The sequence below is a fragment of the Runella aurantiaca genome (assembly GCF_003339505.1).
GTDB lineage: Bacteria > Bacteroidota > Bacteroidia > Cytophagales > Spirosomataceae > Runella > Runella aurantiaca.
The window spans coordinates 95,285-113,497 of the sequence record NZ_QPIW01000016.1 but is presented as its reverse complement, the minus strand read 5'-3'; the positions used below and the strand labels follow the sequence as shown (position 1 = coordinate 113,497).

13 protein-coding genes are annotated in these 18,213 nt (G+C 46.7%); 4 read left to right on the top strand and 9 right to left on the bottom strand.

Annotated features, from left to right (window positions below; all coding sequences use genetic code 11):
* Positions 1-38: 38 nt before the first annotated feature.
* On the top strand, positions 39-560 hold the full coding sequence (locus DVG78_RS18685) for a c-type cytochrome (protein ID WP_114462563.1): 522 nt from the start codon (positions 39-41) through the stop codon (positions 558-560).
* Between the two features lie 150 nt (positions 561-710).
* Here the strand turns inward: DVG78_RS18685 and DVG78_RS18680 are convergent, their stop codons facing one another.
* The 6 genes from DVG78_RS18680 to DVG78_RS18655 all read right to left on the bottom strand — a co-directional run bounded on the left by DVG78_RS18680 (position 711) and on the right by DVG78_RS18655 (position 10,659).
* On the bottom strand, positions 711-1,763 hold the full coding sequence (locus tag DVG78_RS18680) for a sugar phosphate isomerase/epimerase family protein (protein ID WP_114462562.1): 1,053 nt from the start codon (positions 1,761-1,763) through the stop codon (positions 711-713).
* A gap of 236 nt (positions 1,764-1,999) precedes the next feature.
* A complete protein-coding gene (locus DVG78_RS18675; RefSeq protein WP_114462561.1) occupies positions 2,000-3,766 on the bottom strand; it encodes a RagB/SusD family nutrient uptake outer membrane protein in 1,767 nt (588 codons plus the stop codon).
* 20 nt (positions 3,767-3,786) lie between these two features.
* Positions 3,787-7,296 (bottom strand): TonB-dependent receptor, encoded by a 3,510-nt coding sequence (locus tag DVG78_RS18670; RefSeq protein ID WP_229598268.1) that lies wholly within the window; start codon positions 7,294-7,296, stop codon positions 3,787-3,789.
* Between the two features lie 239 nt (positions 7,297-7,535).
* Positions 7,536-8,633: a FecR family protein gene (locus DVG78_RS18665; RefSeq protein ID WP_114462560.1), complete on the bottom strand. Its 1,098-nt coding sequence runs from the start codon at positions 8,631-8,633 to the stop codon at positions 7,536-7,538.
* Positions 8,634-8,817: 184 nt separating this feature from the next.
* Positions 8,818-9,432, bottom strand: a complete 615-nt coding sequence (locus DVG78_RS18660; protein WP_147277114.1) for an RNA polymerase sigma factor — start codon at positions 9,430-9,432, stop codon at positions 8,818-8,820.
* 78 nt (positions 9,433-9,510) lie between these two features.
* Positions 9,511-10,659: a Gfo/Idh/MocA family protein gene (locus tag DVG78_RS18655; protein WP_199563273.1), complete on the bottom strand. Its 1,149-nt coding sequence runs from the start codon at positions 10,657-10,659 to the stop codon at positions 9,511-9,513.
* A gap of 227 nt (positions 10,660-10,886) precedes the next feature.
* Between DVG78_RS18655 and DVG78_RS18650 the strand changes: the two genes are divergently transcribed.
* Positions 10,887-12,113 carry an MFS transporter gene (locus tag DVG78_RS18650; protein ID WP_114069759.1) on the top strand — a complete coding sequence of 409 codons (1,227 nt, stop codon included), beginning with the start codon at positions 10,887-10,889 and terminating at the stop codon, positions 12,111-12,113.
* Between the two features lie 90 nt (positions 12,114-12,203).
* Here DVG78_RS18650 and DVG78_RS18645 read toward each other — a convergent pair whose 3' ends face one another.
* Entirely contained in the window at positions 12,204-12,914 is a 711-nt protein-coding gene (locus DVG78_RS18645) for a tetratricopeptide repeat protein (protein ID WP_114462558.1), read from the bottom strand.
* Between the two features lie 186 nt (positions 12,915-13,100).
* On the opposite strand from DVG78_RS18645, the gene DVG78_RS18640 reads away from it, so the two are divergent.
* Positions 13,101-13,763, top strand: coding sequence for a hypothetical protein (locus DVG78_RS18640; RefSeq protein WP_114462601.1), 663 nt, complete (start codon positions 13,101-13,103; stop codon positions 13,761-13,763).
* A gap of 72 nt (positions 13,764-13,835) precedes the next feature.
* On the opposite strand, the gene DVG78_RS18635 is transcribed toward DVG78_RS18640, so the two are convergent.
* Positions 13,836-14,534: an MIP/aquaporin family protein gene (locus DVG78_RS18635; RefSeq protein WP_114462557.1), complete on the bottom strand. Its 699-nt coding sequence runs from the start codon at positions 14,532-14,534 to the stop codon at positions 13,836-13,838.
* 92 nt (positions 14,535-14,626) lie between these two features.
* Positions 14,627-16,723 carry a pyrroloquinoline quinone-dependent dehydrogenase gene (locus tag DVG78_RS18630; protein WP_114462556.1) on the bottom strand — a complete coding sequence of 699 codons (2,097 nt, stop codon included), beginning with the start codon at positions 16,721-16,723 and terminating at the stop codon, positions 14,627-14,629.
* 105 nt (positions 16,724-16,828) lie between these two features.
* Here DVG78_RS18630 and purB point away from each other — a divergent pair, with 105 nt between their 5' ends.
* On the top strand, positions 16,829-18,172 hold the full coding sequence (gene purB / locus DVG78_RS18625; protein WP_114462600.1) for an adenylosuccinate lyase: 1,344 nt from the start codon (positions 16,829-16,831) through the stop codon (positions 18,170-18,172).
* Positions 18,173-18,213: the final 41 nt, after the last annotated feature.

Sequence of the window (18,213 nt, the reverse complement as noted above, 5' to 3'; positions counted from 1 at the left end):
AAGTTTGCTTTTGTAACTTTTTAACCTCCCTTTTTAGCATGAAAAAATGGATTACTGCTCTTTTTGCACTTACGGCAATTGTGTCGTTGGTTGCACTTACTCCTTCGCCCGTTTCGACCAAGTCGGCCGACCCGCGCGAAGATAGCCTTGCCGCCGACCGCGCCAAATACACCAAAATGGTTAAAGAAGCCATTGCAGGCAAAGAAAAACTACCCGCCGAACAAGTTTTCAAAAACATCAAACTTTTCAAGGGACAACCCGCGGAGGCGATATTGGGTATCATGGAAAACCGTTGGAGCAAAACGCTTGGCGTAAGCTGCAGCCACTGCCACAACGTAAACGACTGGGCATCAGAAGAAAAGCATGACCACGCCATTGCCCGAGACATGGTAGCGATGGTTGGTAAAATCAACGATGATTTGCTGGCTACCATCCCTGCTTACGCCACTAAAGAGCGCAAGCCACGCATCGGATGCAGCACTTGCCACCGTGGTGAGTCACACCCTGGCCGGCCAAACACAGCCCGTGCTGGTGGTCCAGGTGCTCCTGCCAGAAATTAGCCTTTTGTAACGTCGCAAATAAAAAAGCGTCGGACGGTTTGAAACCGTCCGACGCTTTTTTATTATGTCAGGGTTTGAGAACCCTGACATAAGTTTTTATGGGGAACCTTCCGAAAATTTAAAACTTTCGGAAGGCTTTTATTTGACGATTTACAAACCAAGCACTTTACGGTTAAAGGCTTCGTCGGCGCCCGTTCCTGCAAAATCATCAAAGGCTTTTTCAGTCACTTGAATGATATGGTCGGCAATGAACGGTGCTCCTTCGGCGGCTCCTTGAATCGGCGATTTGATGCAGCACTCCCATTCCAACACGGCCCAACCGTCGTAGTTGTACTGCGAAAGTTTTGAGAAAATACCGCTAAAATCCACCTGTCCGTCGCCCAACGAACGGAAACGACCTGCGCGGTCGGCCCAGCCTTGGAATCCACTGTAAACGCCCTGCTTACCTGTTGGGTTGAATTCAGCATCTTTAACGTGATACGCAAAAATACGCTCGTGGTAGAAATCAATGAATTGGAGGTAATCCAATTGTTGCAACACAAAATGGCTTGGGTCGTAGTTGATACCCGCACGTGGGTGATTGCCCACAGCTTCCAAAAACATTTCAAACGTAATTCCGTCGTGGAGGTCTTCGCCGGGGTGAAGCTCATAGCCAACGTTCACGCCCGCTTCGTCGAACGCGTTCAAAATCGGTGTCCAACGCTTTCCGAGTTCTTTAAAGCCCGTTTCCACCAATCCTGCAGGGCGCTGCGGCCACGGATACAAAAACGGCCACAATAACGCACCCGAGAAAGTTACGTGTGAGGTTAAACCTAAGTTTTGAGAAGCTTTGGCGGCCCACATCAACTGCTGCACCGCCCATTCGGTCCGGGCCGCAGGATTATTGCGTACTTCGGGCGACGCGAAACTGTCAAACATGGGGTCATAAGCGGGGTGAACGGCCACCAATTGCCCTTGCAAGTGCGAAGAAAGTTCGGTGATTTCAACGCCAATGTCGGCCAATTTTCCTTTGTATTCGTCGCAATACGTTTTTGACTCGGCGGCGGTTTTAAGGTCAATGCAACGCGGGTCCCAAGTCGGGATCTGAATGCCTTTATAACCCAAATCAGCCATGTAAGCGGCGATGGTATCCAACGAATTAAACGGGGCTTCATCGCCCATGAATTGCGCCAAAAATATGGCAGGTCCTTTGATGGTTTTCATTGATTTGAATAAGTAAAAGACTAAAATTTGGTATTTATGCCCGCAATTAAGCAAATCGCTGCAAGCTTTTTGATAAATAGGTAAAGTAAAAAAAAGAATTTTATTACTGTTTTAAGAATCGTTATTCTCCCCCAAAAACAGCATTAGCTCGGTCATGGCCCGAGCTAATGCACTGATAGCTAATGCACTGATAGCAGAATAAATACTTAACGTCTCGCCTTCATATTAGGCTCAATCTACCAACCTGGATTTTGGGTAAGTTTGGGATTGGTAATAAGATCTCCCGTCGGAATGGGGTAATAGTAGTTTCTCTCCGCCCACTTTCTGGGAATATTATTCAGCCAAGTAAGTTCGCCCGAAGTATCTCCCGAAATAAGCTGAGAATTTGGCTTACCCGCAATAGACGGTGAAACTTCTACGTAGGTTACCCCCGGAACTTTGGTCGGAAGCGTTTTGTAGAAAGCGACATCCAAAATACCATCTTCGTTCAAATCCATCGGTTTATTCAGTTCTGGAACGTACATTCCGTTCCATTCCATTTGCATCAACTCGCCCCTTTTCCAGCGTACGATGTCGTCAAAACGGAATCCTTCTAAGCACAATTCGATGCCTCTTTCGCGGCGTACTTCCAACAAAACAGGGTCAGTAATGGCCGGAAAATACGTGGTTTGCAGATATTTATCAACCACGGTTGGTTTGGTGGTTAGCCCGCCGGTAATCCCCGCTCTTTTACGCAACGCCCCGATGGTTAGGGCCCAATCTGCATCCGTAAGTGTTCCAAGCTCCGCTTTGGCTTCAGCATACGCCAACAACACTTCGGCATACCGGAAAATACTCACTGAGTTGATATTTAGGTCACGGGTATCGTAATACATATCATCCAACGCCCATTTGATGGGCATATAACCCGTAAACGTGTAAGAGAAAAGCGGCGGAGATGGCACCAAAACCCCCGCATTTACGCGCTTATAATCTCCCGCCCGGATGGTTTGGGTCAGCCGCTTATCGCGCCCTTTTACCTCATCTTTAAACAACATGGTTTTGTAGGCTGGATTGTTGGTAAAGGGCGTCCCATCGATGTTCAAGTAAGTATTGATAAAGCTACGGATAAAACTAGCTTTGTCGCCATACGTACCGCTGGTCCAGTACCAGTTGGCATCGTTCAAGTTATTCAATGCCAAATCACACACCGCCGAGAGCATTACTTCGGTCGCAATCGGCGCGCCATTGATAAACACCTGACGGTACGATTTATCAATACCTGCCCCGTCATACAATTTATAGCCCGACTCATCCATCACCTTCTTGGCCGCTACTGCCGCCTGGTTTAGCAACCCACTCGCCGTAGCCTGCAACCCCAGATTGGTGTGGTATTTACGAAATGTACCTTCGTGTAAGGCAACGCGTGCTTTGAAGGCATAGGCCACGTATTTGGTCACCAAACTACGAGAAGGCTCACTTCCCGAAATGATATTTTGACAGGCAAAATCCAAATCAGCCAAGACCGAATCCATCACCATAGCGCGGGGGTCACGTCCCTTAAACAACAATTCAGTATCGGTCACGTCAAGAGGTCTGCCAATCCACGGCACATCGCCAAAACGTTTTACTTTATCGAAATAAAACCACGCTCTGAAAAACTTGGCAATGCCGAGGTAATTGTTGCGGACCGCGACGGGAACTCTGGGGTCGTTACAGTTCTGGATGAAATAATTGATATTTCTTAAATCATTCCATGTCCAGCCCGAGCTTATTTGGGCACTGAAGTTGCCTTCGGTAATAAACGGCGGCGAATCTCTACGGGCCAAGTAGTCCGACATGGCATCGGCCCGGTGAAGATTTTTGCCGTTAAACATCGTGTAAAACGAATTTGTATAGAGTACCAAACCGCTCTCACTGCCAAAAATAGGGCCTTTTGAGGTGGTCGCTTCGGGAAGTTCCTCCAAATTACAGCCCATAAACAAGGCAGAGGTCAGTAATACAAAAATATATTTGAGCTTCATGATCGTGCTTTTTTAGGTGATTAAAACGTGATAGACAAGCCACAGGTGACACTTTTCATCAACGGATAATTATAAGCATCGCCTGAGTTTCCACCGGGATTAAATACTTGATCGGAAGCCACGGCGCTTTCTACGTCAAAATCACGGGTGATTTTGTACAATGGCGACAATGACCAGATATTCTCGGCCGAAAGAAACACCCGAGCGGCCGAAGCGCCGATTTTTCCAGCAATGGTACGCGGCAGATTGTAGCCCAATTGGATATTTTTCAATCGTAGATAAGCTACATTTTGGAGGTATCTGGTCTGGGCGGCGCTGAGGGTTCCGTTGGCATTGCTGGCAATGCGAGAAACGTATCTTGGGAAATAAGCATCGGGGTTTTGTTCCGTCCAGATATTGCCAAGTTGGCTTTTGGGAATGTCGCCATAAGGACGGTTGTACTGCCCCCAAAACAGGTTTGCTTCGCGGCTAGGATACCAGTTTTGTTTTCCAACACCCTGGAAAAAGGCCGAGAAGAAGAAGTTATTCCAATCAGCTCCCAACATCACCCCGTACGTATATCGCGGAGTGGAGTTTCCAATGATTGAACGGTCGCCCGGGTTTTCGATTCTATTAGTACCTGGAGTAATTTCTCCGTCACCATTTGTATCCCGAAACTTAATATCTCCCGGAAACCACAGCCCATTAGACGCCGTTCTGAATAAATTTTGGCTGGCGCTGTTTTTCACGTCATCGGCCGACTTGAAGAAACCTTCGGTCTGATACCCCCAAATTTCTCCCAATACCTGCCCTTCGTAATAATCACTCAAAAGTTTTTGAGGGTTGTTGTACTTGGTAATCACCGCCTTATAATCAGCGAGGGTCAGACGAACATCGAAATTAAAGGGTTTTGAAGCGACCGAAAATTTATCCCGGTACGAAAGCATTGCCTCCCAACCTTTGGTTTCCAAGTCTGCGTAGTTGCCTCGTGGCGCAGCCGCACCAAAAACAGCGGGCAGCGTCAAACCAACCGTAAACATATCGGTAGTGGTCCGGATGTAAGCATCGGCCACAAACGTGAGCCGATTGGAGAGCATCGACAAATCAATTCCGACGTTTTTGGTGGTAGCGGTTTCCCACGTCAACCCTTCTGGCAACACCGTTGGGTTTCGGGTTTGCTGGGGTCTTTGGCCATTGAGCACCATTGCAGATTGCGAAATCGAAAATTGCTCTAGGTATGCATACGAGCCAATGTTACCGTTTCCTAGAGAACCGTACGAAGCCCTGAATTTCAGGTCAGAAATAATGTGCGCGGGCACTTTCCAAAACGGTTCTTTTGAAACTCTCCAACCCACTGAATAGGAAGGAAAGAACGCAAAACGCTGATTGTTCGGAAATTTTGAAGAACCATCGTAGCGGCCGTTCAACTCCAACAAATACCGGTCTTTGTAAGAATAATTAAGTCGGGCAAAACCTCCTTGTATTTTCCAGCGCTCCCAGCCACCCGTGGTGTTGATGGCTTGTCCAAGGGCCAAATTGATGTCGTTGGCATCTTCAAAAATCAATCCGTTTCGCTGCGCCGAAAGGCGTCTGAAATTAGACTGTTCGTAGTTGTATCCCGCCAACACTTTCAAATAATGGTTTTCCTTAAACGTGTCCTCGTACTCGGTATAAAAGTTCGTGGTCATGTAGGCCGTTTCGCGGTACACATCGTTGATATAATTGGTGGTGGTTCCTACGTAAGCTATCGTGCCGGGTTTGATGCTGTAGGGCACGGGTACGGCTTTGGTTCGGTCGTTGTTGTCGGTGTTTTGAATCGTAAAATCACCTTTTACCCTGAATTTATCATTGAAAAACTGGGCCGCAAAACCTGTCGTATTCCTAAACACTTTTTTGTTGTTATCAATACCGTTTTTGCCATAATAAAAGTCTCCGATACTATAGGCCGACGAAAAAGTGAGTGTGCCGTCGGGGTTTAACATGGGAGCTAGCGGGTGGCCTTCATCCGCAATATTTCTCCATATACCACCGCCCTCGCCCACGTTGAGCGGGTTATGGTATTTCATGTCGGAGTATTGCGACATATTGTTGATTTTCAACCAAGGAAAAAGTTGGATTGAGCCTTTTCCCGTAAAGTTAAACACCCGATAATCGTCTGAGTTGTAGCGAAACAAGCCTTCCTGTCCAAAATAACGGCCCGTAATTAAGTAACTCGCCTTGTCGCTGCTCCCAGAAATACTCAGGTTGTGTTCATTCGAGCTGTTGTATTTCTTGTATAGGTGTCCGTAATAGTCGGTACTGCCGTAGTAGACGTACTCGCCCGTCGCGGGGTCAATTTCCACCTCTGGTAATCCCCCTACTTCTGACCTTCTTTTCAATTCGTTTAAATACGCCTGCGAAAATTTAAGGGTTTTGTTGGCGTTTTGGGGGAAAGTACCGCCAAAATTGACAAATGACTCCGCAAACATTGAAGCCCAAGTGTAGCCATCAGTAACCAAATCAGGTCTTGCAATGGGTTGTTTAATTGAATAATTGCTGGAATACGTCACGTTGGTTTTTCCCGCCGTAGGATTTTTTGTGGTAATCAGCACCACCCCAAACACACCCCTAGCGCCATAAATAGACGCAGAAGCCGCATCTTTCAAGAGCGTAATGCTGGCTATATCGTTGGGATTCAACAAACTCGGGTCACCTTCTACGTTGTCAATCAGTACAAGCGCGCTTCCACCTTGGCCGATGGAAGTGGTACCCCTGATGTTAAAACTAGGGGCCTGATTTGGTTTTCCATCCCCCATTTTGATGTTAAGGTTTGGCAAAACACCTTGGAGTCCTTGGTTGATATTGGTCATGGGGCGGTTTTCAAACACCTCACTCGTAATCATATCCACCGCGCCCGTTAGATTGGCTTTCTTTTGAACGCCATACCCTACCACAACCACTTCGTTGAGGGTCTTTAGGTCGGCTTTGAGTGATAGCGTGATGCTGGTCTGATTCCCAACCACAATTTCTTGCGGTAAATAGCCCACATAACTAAAAATCAAAATCGCTTTTTCGTCAGGAACCGTCAACGAAAACTCGCCGTTGGCATCGGTTGTGGCACCGCGTTGCGAGCCTTTAATGAGTACGCTTACACCAGGTAGACCTTCTCCTTTTTCATCGTTGACCCGACCTTTCACATTTTGGTCAATGGTCTTGATGGGGGTAAATCCCCTTTTTTCGAGCAATTGCGTTTCAGCTTTAGTCAAAATAATGTACTCACCCGATGCTTCATACGCTAAGTTGAGCGGTTTGAGTAATTTTTCGAGGATAACCGATAACGGCTGCATATTGGCCGAGATAGACACTTTATCATTTTTGGAAACCAGTTGGGGCAGATAAGTGAATTTCACATTTGCTGATTTTTCCAAGATGCCCAACGCTGTTTTGAGCGGTTTGTTTTCGATCTGCACACTCACGTTTCGGGTAAGGGACTCCTGTGCCAGCCCTTCATTGGCAACGGCCAAGCCACTGAGCACGACGCTGATCAACAACTGTAAACATGTGATTCGCATAGCTATAAGCAACAGTTTGCGCTTTTTTGGTAAACTTTCCATACATTTGAATTGGTTTTAGTTCAAGTTTTTTTGAATAAAAACACCCCTCAGCACCCGATTTGTCGGGTATTTGCAGCTAACAAATGAAGGGGCTAAATCAGAGGGTCGGTAATGGTCGCAACATTGCCGACTTCTTTTTTGTAGTTGGGTAGCTATGGGGACATAGAGTAATGGTTAAAAGGTTATAATTTAAGCAATTACGGACACCCTCGGCTCGAAACCACGATTTCGGTCTCGACAATCTCGTAGCGTGCACCAATCGTTTTACAGATAATATCAAGCTTCACAAAAAGGGGTTCATTGCCCAACGGCGCCGTGACCGAACAGTTTTTCATGAGGTCGGCGTCGTACATGATATTTACACCGTAGGCTTTTTTCAATTTGGCAAATACTTCGGCAATGGGGGTATTTTCAAAGGTAAAATTGGGCGTCTCTACGGGCTGAGTCACGATGGCTGGCTGCTCCACCAATGCCTTATTGAATTTCTCATTTTGTCGTTCAAAAGTAGCCTGTTGATTGGGCAGGAGGTACAAACTTTGCAAATGATAATTGGCGATTTTTTCAGATTTCTTTAGTTCAGAAAGTGAGAAAACCATTACTTTTCCCGTCTTGACGGCCACCACTACTTTTTGCTCCTTAGAATAGGTCTTTACCGTAAAACTCGTCCCTAATACCCTCGTTACCAAATCATTAGCATACACATAAAAGGGTTTATTTGGATTACGAACTACCTGAAAAAAACCTTCTCCCGTCAAGAAAACCTCTCGCTTATCGCCCGAAAATTTCTCCGAAAAACTCACTTTACTACCTTTTTTTAGCTGAACCGTGCTCCCATCAGGCAGCGTTGCAGTATAATCAGAATGGGTGTTGTTCGAGACCTCCACCCGGGTATTTTCAGTGGTTTGCGCGGCTATTTCAGGGCGTTTCAGTTTAGAAATTGAGATAGGGTTTCGAAACCACAACCACCAACCAAGTCCCGCTGCCAAAACCACCACCGCCGCTATACGCGCCCAAAAAGACAGCCCAAAATGGACTTTAAAAGGAGTAGGTTTTTCTACCAACCGCACGATTTTCTCAACCTCCAACGAAATCTCATCTTCGTTGATGGCCGTAGGCTGATTTTTCAGGCCCAGCAACAAAATACGGGCCTGCGTAATCGTTTCCGATTTCTCGGGATGTTCTTCCGTCCAAAATTCCCAAAAAGCAGTATGCTCGGGCGAGGTTCCCTTTACCCAAAGGCAAAAAGACTCATCCGTTACGAAGTCTTCAACTTTAAACCTGCTATAATCTATCATAGAAAAAATAGTACTTATCCGAGCATCTAGTAAGGTATATCCAAAGAATACCTGCCGATACTCATTGAAAGCCAAAAATTTTTGCGCAAAAGAAGAAATTATTTCCCGTTGGGGAGAATTTGAATCATTATCAAATTGTCAAGACTGAGAGCGGGCGAGAATATCTACTTGATAAACAGCATTGTTACGCAATCCAGGCTATCAACAGAAAACCGAGGGTGGTCAGAAAAAAACGGGCTTTGAGCAGGCGCAGACCGTTGTGCAGCAAATTGGCGACAGACTGACGGTTGATGTGCATCACCTCCGCAATTTCATCATTGGTGAGGTCTTGGTAGAATTTAAGAAAAAGAACTTCCTGCTGCCGTTTGGGAAGTGCCTTAAGGTGAAGATTTAACTTGGCAATGATACTTTGGGTAGATTCGGTCGAAATAATCAACGCTTCTTCCGAATCAGCCACTTCCAACTGTTCGAAATAATCTTCAGAAGCTCGTAATTGCTGTTTTTGCAGTTCTTTGTACAGCCGATTCCTTACAATCTTAAGGAGGTATAGCTTTACGTTTTCGTTTGAGTCAATTTGCCCTTTTTTTTGCCAAATCAACAACAAAACATCCTGAATGACATCCTTAATAAGCTCACGGTCTTTGGTAAATTTTCGTCCATAATCAAACAACAGCCGATAATACCGCATGGAAATCTCACCAAAAGCGGCCGTATCGCCCGCTTTCAGTCGCTCCCAAAGCAAGGATTCTTCCTGTTGAATCTGACTGACAATCATGGACGTATAAAAAGCATCGTTCAAAGTAGGTTTGTCAATAATTGAATCATTTTCGGAAAGAATTGAGGAGCGGTTTTTGTTTTCCGCTCCTCAACCTTTTGACTAACTCTTAAATTTCACCCATTTGCTATTGCTTTTGCCAGAAGCAATGACCGTTTCGACAAACTGCATTCCACGGATTCCGTCCTCGATGGTTGGGAAATCTAAGTCAAATTCGTTGGGCTCTTCGCCGTTCATGCGCTTACGCACCGTACGCGCAAAATTTCGATAAACATTGGCAAATGCCTCGAGATAGCCTTCAGGATGTCCAAAAGGAATACGCGTGTGGGCATTGGCCGAGTCAGACAATTTACCGACCGATGGCTGATAGATTTGGTATCCTTCGGTCGTTTTGTGGTGTAGGTACTGGGGGCGTTCTTGGTGCCATTGCAGCGTTCCCAATTCGCCATAGACTCTGATATTCAACCCATTCCAATCTCCGTTGGAGATTTGGCTACAATGCAAAATCCCGTTGGCCCCGTTGTCAAAATGCAGCAATACGTTGGCGTCATCGTCCAGTACGCGTCCTTCCACTACTCGGTTTACGTCGGCACATAGCTCGGTGATTTTCAGGCCCGTAATGTATTCGGCCAAGTTTTCGGCGTGCGTACCAATATCCCCCACCGCACCAGCAATACCCGACCGTTTGGGGTCAGTACGCCATTCGGCTTGTTTTGCCCCTTCTTTTTCAATCGGGAACGACAACCAGCCTTGCGGATATTCCACAATTACTTTGCGAATTTTACCCAACAAACCATTTTTGATGAGTTGGCGGGCTTCCTTCACCATCGCATAGCCCGTGTAGTTATGCGTCAGGGCAAAGGTTAAACCGGTGTTGGCAATAATATCTTTGAGTTTTTTGGCTTCGGACAACGAAAACGTAACGGGTTTGTCGCAAATTACGTGAAAGCCGTTTTCCAATGCCATTTTGGCGGGGCCAAAGTGCATGTGGTTGGGCGTCACAATCGACACCGCGTCGATGCGGTCTTTGCGCCGTTTTTCTTTCTGAATCATTTCTTTATAATCGCCATAGCAACGCGATGGATCGAGCATGAGGTCTTCGCCCGACGCTTTCGATTTTTCGGGCGTTGAACTAAAAGCCCCGCATACGAGGTCAATCTCACCGTCGATAGCGGCAGCAATTCGGTGAACCCCACCGATAAAAGCTCCACGGCCTCCACCTACCATCCCCATTCTGATTTTACGAGCCATATACTTTTGAATTTTTGTGATTTGGTATTTTATTTCAATAAATATTCAGTTTGTTGAGCGTTTCGCCTTTTATAATTGAATGTAAATCAACACTTGCGGCGTCTCATTTTAGTAGGCAAAGTAAAAAAAAACCTTTTTCTCACGAAGTTTGGGTAAAAAAATCAAAATTAATCCTTTGCCTACTTGTATTATGATGTCATATCTAACCTTTAACCAACTTTCCAAAAATGATCAACAAAGCAAGACTTTTTAATGGAAGCTGTTTTGCCCTAATAACAACAGCTTTTTCATTCAGTATCCGAGCTGGAATTCTGGCACAATTAGGAACAGAGTTTAATTTAACTGCTGAGCAACTTGGCTTCATCAACTCTATGTGGTTTTTGGGCTTTCCCTTGGCCATGATTATCGGTGGACTTGTGTATCATACCGTAGGCCCCAAAAAAATCATGATGATTGCGTTTGTTTCTCACGCTTTAGGCATCATTTTGACCATTTATTCAGGAGGCTACACAGGCCTTTTGATTTCTACCTTCTTAATCGGGTTGGGTAACGGCTGTACCGAAGCAGCTTGTAACCCAATGATTGCCGACACTTATTCAGGTGCCGAAATGAGTAAAATGTTAAACCGTTTCCACATGTGGTTCCCAGGTGGAATTGTGGTTGGTAGTTTAATATCAAAATTCATGACCGACGCCAACACTGGCTGGCAAGCACAAATATGGCTGATCATGGTTCCAACCTTGATTTATGCTTATTTGTTTTGGGGTCAGGCGTTTCCAAAACCCAAAACCGAAGGCGTTACTTCGTTGGGTGAAAACCTAAAAGCAATGGCTACTCCGTTGTATATTTTCATGTTCTGCTGCATGGCCCTAACCGCCATCTCAGAATTTGGTCCTCAACAATGGACTGGCTTAATCATGAGTAAATCAGGCGCAAGCCCAATGTTAATCTTGGCTTTGGTAACGGGACTCATGGCCGTAATCAGATATTTTGCGGGGCCGATTGTTGCCAAGTTTGGCCAACAAGGTGTACTGTTGGGTTCAGCAGTATTGGCAACCATTGGTGTATATTTATTCAGTACCCAAACAGGGACAATGGCCTATGTTTCTGCCGTATTTTTTGCCATGGGTGTGGCATTATTCTGGCCTAACATGATTGGTTTTATTGCCGAAAAAGTACCTCTAAGTGGCGCCCTTGGAATGTCAATTCTTGGTGGCGTAGGTATGTTTTCGACTTCTATCTTCCAGCCTATCATCGGACAATGGATTGATGACGCCCGTGCCGAAAAAACGGCGCTTGGCTTAACCGGCGACGAAATGGAGTTGGCAGCAGGTCAGGCTACACTCAGCACTATGGCTATTTTCCCAGCAGTTTTGATTGTTGCATTTGCCATTCTGTATTTCTGGACGCGCAACTATAAAGCAGAAACATCTGCTACCGCTGCCGCGCACTAATACAAGCAATCATTTTATAAACAAAACACCCCGCCAAATAACTTGGCGGGGTGTTTTGTTGTAGGGCAGACGCAAGGCCTGCCCCTACGGTTATTTGCAATATTGTTCAATGGATGCCTTGGCCGCTGGATATTTTAACCGCTCGGCTTGCTTGAGATTGAGGCATCCGATTTCTTTTTGATTCTCTAAAATTTGCGCAACTCCCAACGCGTGAAACGCTTTGCCGAACTTGGCATCTGATTTGACCGCCTTTTCAAAGTTTTCAATAGCACCCTTAAACTCTTCCCTTTGGAATAAAACATTGCCGCGATTGTACCACGCTAGGGCATTGGTTGAATCAAGAACCGTGGCCTGCTCAAAGTCCCGCAGGGCGGCATCAGGCTGCGCCAAGGCGGCCAGTAACTGACCTCGGTTGACAAAAATCTCCGCATTTTTGGGGTCGAGCCGAACCGCTTCGGCATAATCTTTCAACGCGCCGTCGCCGTCATTTTGGGCTACTTTCAACAGCGCTCGGTTGTAATACGGGCGGTAATAATCGGGTTTCAATTTGAGGGCTTGGTCATAATCGAGCAAAGCATTTTGGTATTCTTTTAACTCATAATACACCACGCCCCGGGCGTTTAGGGCTTCGTAGTTACCGTTATCGCTTTCAATGGCTCCGTTTAGAAACGTCAGCGCTTCGCGAAATTTCCCCTCTTTCATCAGGGTTTTTCCTTTCTCAAATTTATCTTCTGACGAAAAACTGCACGATTGAAGACCCAAAATTAAACTGCTTAACAAAATTAGAAGTAGGTGTTTCATTGATTAGTGGTTGAATTGAACGCCCAAAGATACAAGCGAATGATAGCGATGCCAATAAATCAATTGGCCATAAGTAACCGTTCAGTAAGTTTTTATGACATTTCAACCCAATGCCTGACCCAGAACGAGCGGAAAACCTGTACATTTCGGCTTTCAAAAATCATCACATCAAACAGCACAAATGAAATGAATAAGAAGCTAGCGGCGCTTATGATCGGTCTCCTGAGTCAGGTGGCCATGGCGCAAATCTCAAACGACAACAGTCTCTCCGTACAGGTCGACGGCAAAGAATACAAAACCGCCCCGCGACGGATACGAATGGGCAACGTATGGTACATTACGGCCAATGCCACCAGTCCCGACAAATCACTGCGTTTTTGGTTTGTCACTTGGTCAAACAGCGACTTGCCAGAAGTGGGACTTTATAAAATTGTTGATGAAGATTTCAACGGAAAAAATACGGTTCAGCCGATTATGGCCGAGGGTAAATACAAAGGTGTGGCGTACGTTAAGTATGTAGAAGAAACAAAATCGCCGCGCATGGAATACCACGTAGGAAAATCGCGTAGGGAAAACGGCGGAGAAATTGAAGTGACCAAAGCTGCCGACGGATTTTTGGAAGGAAAATTTTCGGGCACGCTAGACGGTACTCATTTCAAAGAAAAAACGTCGGCAACGGCACTGGGTGGATTAGGTCGCCTGAAAGGCAAACTCGAAGATAAAGTATTTACGAGCGCCACGGGTTATGACTCTGACATCGACCCCGAAGGAAGAGGCTATAAGAAACAGGATACGAAAGACGAAATTGTCTTGTCGGGCGGGGTTTTTAAGCTCAAATTTGAGAAGTAACTTAGATTCACGCAAAGGCGCTAAGACGCAGTGATTTCTTTGCTTCTTAGCGCCTTTGTATGAAAAATAGCTTTACAAAAATAAAAATCCAGCGATAATAGCGCCCGTAACTGGCCCCGCAACCGGCACCCACGCGTATTTCCAATCTGAATCACCTTTGCCAACGATGGGCAAAATAGCGTGCGCAATGCGCGGCCCTAAATCGCGGGCAGGGTTGATGGCATAACCCGTGGTTCCACCCAAAGAAAGTCCAATGGCCCACACCAAAATGCCAACGGCAAACGGCCCCAAGCCCGTCGTAACGGCCCCAATTCCCTTTATTCCCATCAATAAAACGATGGTTCCGATTACTTCACTAAAAAAATTGGAACCCGAAGCACGGATGGCTGGGTCGGTAGCAAAAGTGGCCAATTTAGCCCCTTTATCTTCGGTTTTGGCGTATTGCGGTAGGTGATATAACCACACCAAAGTTCCGCCCAGAAAAGCCCCAATCATCTGAGCACTCACATAATCCACTACTTTTCCGTATTCATTTTGCGCAACGGCAAAACCAATCGTGACGGCGGGGTTGAGGTGAGCGTCGTAACCACCAAAGGCTTTCGCCACAAAAATACCGATGGTAACCGCAAACGCCCAACCAGCAGTAATGACAATCCAGCCGCCGTTATGGCCTTTGGTATTTTTCAAAACAACATTGGCAACCACACCGTTGCCTAATAAAATCAAAACGAGTGTACCGAGCAGTTCGCCCAAAAAAGGAGAAGGAGTCATTTAAGTGTAAAGGGTTAAGTTTAGCGTGTAAAGGGTTTGAGCTTAGAGATTATGCAAAACAGTAAAGATTCGCAATTAAATACAAAAACATCTTATGGCAATGCAAAAGCCACGTATTTATCGCCTGATTTGGTTTTTAGCTTTCCGCCACCGCACGCAATGACTACGTACTGCTTGCCCGCAATTGAGTACGTACTCGGCGACGCATAACCCGCCGCAGGAAGTTGAGTCTGCCAGAGTTGTTTCCCCGTTTTTTTATCAAATACCCGTAATCGCTCGTCGCGGGTAGCAGCAATGAAGAGTAAGTCGCTGGCCGTTACGAGTGGCCCGCCGTAGTTGTCGGTGCCCGTAATGGGGATTCCTTTGGCCGTCAATTCTGGATATTCTCCCAAAGGAACTTGCCACAACCGCTCACCCGTGTTTAAATCGGTGGCGGTCAGGGTTCCCCACGGCGGCTGACTGATGGGATAACCATTACGGTCGTACCAACGGTTGTAGCCCGTATGCTGATACGGCAACGCCCCACCCCTTGAACTAACTACCTGCTTATCTGATTCTTTCTGAAAAACAAAATCGACAATGGCTTGGCGCTCAGGCACCGAAAGGTGCGACAACGGCGGCATCATGCCGCGCCCTTTAGGAATAAGTTTGTTGAGAGCATCGGCCGTAAGTCGCTTGTTGATATTCACCAATGATGGATACGAGCCATCGTGATTACCCCGTCGGTCTGTTCCGTGGCAGGCCGCGCAGTTTTGCTTATACAATTGAGCTCCCGTTACAAATCCCCCGTTTGTTTCCTGATTTTTGATTACCAGCGAGGTATACACAGGAATTTCTTTGGAAGGTATGTACAAAACTCCCTGCGGGTCGGCCGCCGCCCCACCCCACTGCCCGCCGCCGTCGGTGCCCGGAAAGAAAATCGTCGTTTCTTTTCCAATGGGAATGTACGGGCCTCCAGTGCGTGATTTCCGAATCAATCCCAGAATCGAATCGCGGTCGGCCACGAATGAATTTAGATCTTGTTCCACAAAACGCTGCCTTGCAAAATACGTTGGCTTGAGGGGTATCGGCTGCGACGCAGCGGGAAATTCCCCAGGTACAGCATCGTAGGAATATTTCCTGTCTTCAATGGGAAACAGCGGTTTTCCCGTCACGCGGTCAAAGACAAAAATGTAGCCCTGCTTCGTAATTTGCGCCACTGCGTCTACTTTTCTGCCGTTGTGCATCACCGTAAGTAAGTTGGGCGGAGCGGGCGGGTCGCGGTCCCAAATATCGTGTCTGACGAGTTGATAATGCCAAAGTCGCTTGCCTGTATTGGCATCAAGGGCCAAAAGACAGTTGGCAAAAAGATTATCTCCTTTGCGATTTCCGCCATAAAAATCAAACGCCGCCGAGCCAGTGGGTGCATACACGATGCCCCGCTCACGGTCGATGGCCATGCCCGCCCACGCGTTGGCGCCACCGATATTTTGCCGCGAATTGGCCGGCCACGTATCAGCCCCCACTTCACCCATTTGGGGAATGGTACGAAACGTCCACACTTTTTTGCCCGTCCGTACATCATACGCACGGATGTCGCCCAGCAGCGCCGTTTCACTTTCCGAAACCCGAACTCCGACAATGAGCAAGTTTTTAAAGATAACGTTGGGCGTATTGGCCACCACATACTCATCCGCGCCCGGGCGTTCGAGGCCTTCTTTTAGGTTGATTCGCCCGTTTTGGCCAAATGAGGTAATGGGTTTTCCCCGCAGGGCATCAAAGGCATAGAGCCATTTTCCCGCCCCAAAAAAGATGATTTTTTCTTGTCCTTCGCGCCAATAGGTTACCCCACGACTGGTGGTGCCTTCGGTTTCGGTAACTTTGGATTTCCAGATGGGGTTTCCATTGGCGGCATCGAGCGCAAACACTTGGGTATTGGCCGAAACACCGTATAAAATTCCGTCGACAATAATGGGATTGCACTGCATTTGGGTACGGTGCCCAATCGTGTCCGCCCCTCCCGATGCGTACGTCCACGCCACTTTGAGCTGGGAAACATTTTCAGCATTGATTTGGGCCAGGGGAGAATAATGATTGCGGGCACCATTTCCGTTGTATTCTGGCCAATTTTCTCCATTTTCGGGAAGGTTGGGGGCGCTGACCAGGGCCGTAATGACCGCTAAAAAGACAACAAAGGGTGCTATTTTCATAAAGGAGAGGATTTGGATACCAAACTGTTTATAAAAGCATTTTCTAGGGTTTTCTACCAAATTTTTCCGATTCCCGGCGTATCTTTGCGCCTTAGAACCCAAGCTATGCAATTAAATTCCCTGACAGCTATCTCTCCCGTAGACGGGCGCTACCGTCGACAAGTTGAAAAACTTGCGCCTTATTTTTCCGAATTTGGGCTGATTCGCTACCGCATCCTGATCGAAGTGGAATATTTTATTTCTCTCTGTGAATTGCCATTGCCGCAATTGAAAGACTTCGACAAAGTGCACTATTCCGACTTGCGCGCGCTGTACGGCGAATTTTCGGAGAAAGACGCGCTGATGATCAAAGAGATTGAATCGGTGACCAACCACGACGTGAAAGCGGTGGAGTATTTCATCAAGGAAAAGCTGAAAGACAAGAAATTAGAGCAGTTTTTGGAATTTATCCACTTCGGGTTGACTTCCCAAGATATTAACAATACCTCCATTCCGTTGTCGCTCAAAGATGCCCTAAAGGCTGAAATTGTACCGATGTTTGATGAGGTGTTGGCCAAATTAAAAGCCTTGGCAGAAGAGTGGAAGCATATTCCGATGCTGGCCCGCACGCACGGGCAACCTGCCTCACCGACGCGCTTGGGGAAAGAATTTGGGGTATTTGCCGAACGCCTTGAAAAACAATTACAAATGCTTCAAGCCGTGCCCTTTGCAGCAAAATTTGGCGGAGCAACGGGCAATTTCAACGCCCACCACGTAGCTTATCCCGACATTGACTGGGTGGCTTTTGGCAATCATTTTGTCAATGATCACTTGGGCCTTTCGCGGAGTCAATTGACTACGCAGATTGAACATTATGACATGCTGGCGGCGCTCATGGATACCTTCAAACGCCTGAATACCATCCTGATAGACCTCGACCGTGATATTTGGACGTACGTGTCGATGGAGTATTTTAAACAGAAAATCAAAGCGGGCGAAATCGGCTCCTCGGCCATGCCGCACAAGGTGAATCCGATCGATTTTGAAAATTCGGAAGGAAATCTGGGCATTGCCAACGCGGTTTTTGAACATTTATCGGCCAAACTTCCTATTTCTCGCCTTCAACGTGATTTGACGGACTCAACCGTCCTCCGAAACTTAGGCGTTCCGTTGGCGCATACCGTCATTGCCTTGAAAGCCTTGATGCGCGGATTGGGCAAACTGGAACTAAACGAGCGCGCATTTTACGCCGATTTGGAAAACAATTGGGCCGTGGTAGCAGAAGCAATTCAGACCGTTTTGCGCCGCGAAGCCTACCCGCAACCCTACGAAGCGCTGAAAAATCTCACCCGCAAAAACGAAAAAATCACGGCCAACGCCATCGCCGAATTCATTGATACTTTGGATGTTTCGGACGAAATCAAAGAAGAATTAAGAGCTATTTCGCCGTTTAGTTATACGGGGGTGTAACGCGAAGTTTTTTATATAATTTACCGCCGTTGGTGTTTCTT

Excerpts from the sequence above, each read along its gene's own strand:
- DVG78_RS18630 (WP_114462556.1), bottom strand. The coding sequence starts at position 16,723 with ATGAAAATAGCACCCTTTGTTGTCTTTTTAGCGGTCATTACGGCCCTG.
- purB (WP_114462600.1), top strand. The coding sequence starts at position 16,829 with ATGCAATTAAATTCCCTGACAGCTATCTCTCCCGTAGACGGGCGCTAC.
- DVG78_RS18655 (WP_199563273.1), bottom strand. The coding sequence starts at position 10,659 with ATGGCTCGTAAAATCAGAATGGGGATGGTAGGTGGAGGCCGTGGAGCT.
- DVG78_RS18665 (WP_114462560.1), bottom strand. The coding sequence starts at position 8,633 with ATGATAGATTATAGCAGGTTTAAAGTTGAAGACTTCGTAACGGATGAG.
- DVG78_RS18645 (WP_114462558.1), bottom strand. The coding sequence starts at position 12,914 with ATGAAACACCTACTTCTAATTTTGTTAAGCAGTTTAATTTTGGGTCTT.
- DVG78_RS18635 (WP_114462557.1), bottom strand. The coding sequence starts at position 14,534 with ATGACTCCTTCTCCTTTTTTGGGCGAACTGCTCGGTACACTCGTTTTG.
- DVG78_RS18670 (WP_229598268.1), bottom strand. The coding sequence starts at position 7,296 with ATGCGAATCACATGTTTACAGTTGTTGATCAGCGTCGTGCTCAGTGGC.
- DVG78_RS18675 (WP_114462561.1), bottom strand. The coding sequence starts at position 3,766 with ATGAAGCTCAAATATATTTTTGTATTACTGACCTCTGCCTTGTTTATG.
- DVG78_RS18650 (WP_114069759.1), top strand. The coding sequence starts at position 10,887 with ATGATCAACAAAGCAAGACTTTTTAATGGAAGCTGTTTTGCCCTAATA.
- DVG78_RS18680 (WP_114462562.1), bottom strand. The coding sequence starts at position 1,763 with ATGAAAACCATCAAAGGACCTGCCATATTTTTGGCGCAATTCATGGGC.
- DVG78_RS18685 (WP_114462563.1), top strand. The coding sequence starts at position 39 with ATGAAAAAATGGATTACTGCTCTTTTTGCACTTACGGCAATTGTGTCG.
- DVG78_RS18640 (WP_114462601.1), top strand. The coding sequence starts at position 13,101 with ATGAATAAGAAGCTAGCGGCGCTTATGATCGGTCTCCTGAGTCAGGTG.